We start from the raw sequence: 3,936 nt of genomic DNA on the forward strand, positions 1-3,936 counted from the left end.
CCCGCCATTCCGCCAGTCCAGGGCGGACGTCGGTGTAGAACGCGTCCATCAGCACCGCGTTGGCAGCGAGGACATCCCCCGTGTTTTGCGCGGCCTCGAGGGCTGCGGTGTCGACCAGGAGGGCCCGCGCCGTCATTTCCTGGACGTTCAGCACGGAGCGGATCTGGCCGGGAATCTTCCCCTCGATGTTGTGGCACTGGTCCAGCATGAAGGCCACACCTGCGGCCGGATCCAGGCCCCCGCCGCGGACCACCTCGTGCATGATGCGGAACAACTGGAACGGGTCCGCTGCTCCCACGATGAGGTCATCATCGGCGTAGAAACGGGAGTTGAAGTCGAAGGATCCGAGTTTCCCCAGGCGCAGGAGCTGCGCGACGATGAACTCGATGTTGGTCCCGGGCGCGTGGTGTCCGGTGTCCAGGCAGACCTTGGCCTTCTCGCCCAGGGCGGCACAGTGCACGTAGGAGGTGCCCCAGTCCGGAACGTCGGTGTGGTAGAACGCCGGTTCGAAGAACTTGTATTCCAGCACCATCCGCTGGTCCTCGCCGAGCCGGTCGTAGACCTTGCGCAGGGACTCGGCCAGCCAGTCCTGGCGGGCCCGCATGTTGCCCTGGCCGGGGTAGTTGGTGCCGTCGGCCAGCCAAATTTTCAGGTCCTGCGAGCCGGTCATGCTCATGACGTCCAGGCACTCGTACATATGGTCCACGGCCTTTTGGCGCACAGCCGGATCGCTGTGCGTGAGGCTGCCGAACTTGTAGTCGTCGTCCTGGAAGGTGTTGCTGTTGATCGTCCCGAGCGTGACGCCCAGGCCGTCAGCGAATTTCGCGAGCGCCCCGTAGTCCTCCACCCTGTCCCAGGGTATGTGCAGGGCAACCGAGGGGGCCAGCCCCGTCAGGGCGTTGACCTGGGCGGCGTCGGCGAGCTTTTCCTCGATGGTGCGCGGAGTCCCCGGTGTGGCGAAGACCTTGAACCGGGTGCCGGAGTTGCCGAACGCCCAGGAAGGAAGTTCGATGCTCTGGTGTTCGAGCGTGGTGAGAACGTCTGTTGGAATAGACACGTCAGTCTCCTAGGGACTTGGGCTGGGTGAGGGCGGCAGCGGCGGCGGCCAGCTGGTCCTCGAGGTTGAATACTTCGGTCAGTTGCAGGAACCCCTGATCCGGGGCCCCGTTCAGGTCTTCGAAAAATCCGGACATCTCGGCTTGCCAGCGGGCGTTGACGTCCGTGGCTACCATCCGGGCCCGGGCTACGTCGAGGTTGTCGGTTTCGAAGTAGCCGATCAGGAGCCCGTCGGGGCGGAGAAAGAGGGAGTAGTTGTTCCAGCCGGAGGACTTCAGAGCCTCGAGCATGTCCGGCCACACGGCGGCGTGGCGGGCCGTGTATTCCGCGATGAGTCCGGGTTTGACCTGGAGCTGGAAGCAGACGCGGCGGATGCTCATGACAGGACCACCTGCCGGTGTTCGATGCCCAGGAGTGAGGCAGCGGCTTTGATGTCCGCTGCGCGGTGTCCGACGCAGAGGGCCCAGTGGTGCCCGATGCCGGTCTGGCTCCACTGGTCCACCCAGAGTCCCGGGTCACCGCCGAAGTCCACCCGCGACGTCGTGTTGCCGATTGCCAGGAGCGGACCGGGCACCACCTCGCCCTCGGAGGTGATGAACACGTAGCTGCCGTCCGGGTCCTGGCCGAGGCCGAATGTGGTCACCGGGCCGTGCCGGACGTCGAATTCGACCGAGACACCCCAGCCGCGTTTGCCGTGGAAGACGCCCAGGCCGCGGAGCAGCGGCTCCTGCGCCGACACGGCCAGGTGGGCAGGACCGTCGTGGCCCATTTCCACCACGTTGTCGAAGAAGTTGAGGGCCTGGATTTCGGTGAACGATCCGCCTGCCCCGATCGCCTGCGCGGCAAGCATGGCGATGGAGGTGCGCAGCTCGAATTCGCCCGCCATCGGGATTCCCCGGGCCGTGAGGATGGAGGAGCCCAGGATCATCCCGGCGCCGAGGCGTTCGTGCTGTTCGCCGGCCAGGCCGCGGTGGTAGTAGGCCACGGAGTCGAGATCGAAGTCCGCCACGAGCCGGTCCAGACCGACGGACACTTTCGCGCCCCAGGCGAAGTCGCCGTCATCGACGGATTCGTCGAGGACAAACAGGTCCCGGGCGAGTTCAAGGCGTTCAGCCACCTCGGCCTCGGTGACCCCGTTCACCCGTTCCCGGAGGTCGTCGAATTCGAGCACTTCCACGTGGGAGCCGAAGGTCGTCGAGACGGTGGTGAGGTCGGTGGCGACGTCGAGCATCCCCGGATACAAGTGGCCCATGAGTCCGTGGCGGGCGTTCCGCAACCGGGCGCGGACGCCGGCCGCGTGCACCCACTGGGTGATGCGTTCCCAGGCGGATTCCTGCCTGAGGTGCCCGGAGACGGAGCGGAAGTCGATGCCGGCGCGGCGGAAGACGTTGGCAACCTCGGGGACCGGGCACTGGCCGCAGTAGGCCAGCCATTTGCCGGTGTCGAAGGTGGCGTGGTCCATGGCCTCGGTGGGCTGCAGGTCGATCACCAGGACCGGGGTTTTGGCCCGCTGGGCGATCGGCAGCACCATCGATGAGGTCAGGTAGGTGGTCAGGAAGATGACGATGAGGTCGCAGTCGGCGATCCGAAGCTTCTCGCCGGCGGCGGCGGCTTCCTGCGCGTCGGAGATGAAGCCGGTGTCGACGACGTCGGCGTCGAGTCCGGCGAAGCGGCTCGTGACGTAGCGTACGGACTCCTGCAACTGCGGCAGCAGCCCGGGAAACTGGGGCCAGTAGGCGCCGAGGCCGCCGGAGACCAATCCGATGCGGGTGGGCCGGCGCCGGTGCGGATGCAGCAGCCGGGCAGCCGGTTGTTTGTGGTTCATGTGAGGGGGCCTTCCGGCATGGAAAAGGAACTCGTGGGGGGCTTGCGCCGGGCAGGCTGTTGCCAGCCCGCCCGGCTGCTTAGTCGGTTTGCATCAGAAGGGGCGGTTCAGAAGTCGTACTTGTCGATGTTGGCGGCGTTGAAGACCGTGGGCGGCCCAACGATGACGAGCCCGCCCTTTTCGACCTTGCGTTCGCCCAGCTCACCGGCGGTGAAGGTGTCCCCCTCGGCGCCGGTGATCTTGCCGTCCTTGAGAGCCTTGCCTGCAAAGGCGGCAACGTAGCCCAGCTGGGCCGGATCCCAGAGGGCGAATTCCTTGACGGTTCCGTCCTTGACGAAGGGGCGCATTTCATTGGGCAGGCCAAGACCGGTGAGGGCGACTTTGCCCTTGTATTCGGAGGTGGAAAGGTACCGGGCGGTGGCGGCGATGCCGACGGTGGTCGGCGAGATGATGCCCTTGAGGTTCGGGTGGGCCTGCATGAGGCCCTGGGCCTCCTGGAAGGACTTGGTGTCGTTGTCGTCGCCGTAGACCTTGGCCACGAGCTTGATGTCCTTGTAGGCGGGGTTGGAGGCCAGCTCCTCCTCCATAAACTTGATCCACCCGTTCTGGTTCGTGGCGTTGGCCGTGGCTGACAGGATGGCGATTTCGCCGCTGCCGCCGATCTGCTCGGAAATCAGTTTGGTCTGGATCAGCGCCACGTCCTTGGCCACCACCTGGCTGATGAAGACGTCGCGGCAATCCGGGTTGGCGTCCGAGTCGAAAGCGACGATCTTGGCACCGGCGGTGCGGGCCTCGCCGAGCGCCGTGCAGACGGCGTCGGGATCATTGGCGGCGATCACAATGACGTTGGTGCCGGCCTGCGTCTCGGCGTTGATGAAGGACACCTGGCTGGAGGCGGAGGCCTCGAGCGGTCCGACCACCTGGGAGGAGGCGAAACCCGCTTCTGTGGCGCCCTTCTTGCCGCCGCCCAGGACGACGTCGGTGTAGGGGTTGTTGAGCTGCTTGGGGATGAAGGTGATCTTCAGGTCCCCTCCCGCGGCGGGGCTGCTGCCACC

General features: G+C 66.0%; 3 protein-coding genes and 1 pseudogene (2 of these 4 cut by a window edge). All 4 read right to left on the bottom strand.

Annotated elements, in window-relative coordinates; translation table 11 throughout:
* Positions 1-1,057 (bottom strand): annotated as a pseudogene (gene rhaI / locus K789_RS24830) (L-rhamnose isomerase); it reaches 106 nt to the left of the window's first position.
* A 1-nt stretch (position 1,058) separates the two neighbouring features.
* A complete protein-coding gene (locus tag K789_RS0121370) occupies positions 1,059-1,436 on the bottom strand; it encodes an L-rhamnose mutarotase (protein ID WP_029705645.1) in 378 nt (125 codons plus the stop codon).
* Positions 1,433-2,881 carry an L-fucose/L-arabinose isomerase family protein gene (locus K789_RS0121375; RefSeq protein WP_024368521.1) on the bottom strand — a complete coding sequence of 483 codons (1,449 nt, stop codon included), beginning with the start codon at positions 2,879-2,881 and terminating at the stop codon, positions 1,433-1,435. The genes K789_RS0121370 and K789_RS0121375 overlap by 4 nt, the downstream gene beginning before the upstream one ends.
* 107 nt (positions 2,882-2,988) lie before the next feature.
* Positions 2,989-3,936: the 3' portion of a rhamnose ABC transporter substrate-binding protein gene (gene rhaS, locus K789_RS0121380; RefSeq protein ID WP_051181231.1), read on the bottom strand. It continues 114 nt past the right edge of the window; the window shows 948 of its 1,062 coding nt (coding positions 115-1,062); the start codon falls outside the window, past its right edge; its stop codon occupies positions 2,989-2,991.

Origin of the sequence: Arthrobacter sp. TB 26, assembly GCF_000427315.1 — a bacterium.
Classification (GTDB): Bacteria; Actinomycetota; Actinomycetes; order Actinomycetales; family Micrococcaceae; genus Arthrobacter.

Coding starts and splice junctions, on each gene's coding strand:
- K789_RS0121370 (WP_029705645.1), bottom strand. CDS start 1,436: ATGAGCATCCGCCGCGTCTGCTTCCAGCTCCAGGTCAAACCCGGACTC.
- K789_RS0121375 (WP_024368521.1), bottom strand. CDS start 2,881: ATGAACCACAAACAACCGGCTGCCCGGCTGCTGCATCCGCACCGGCGC.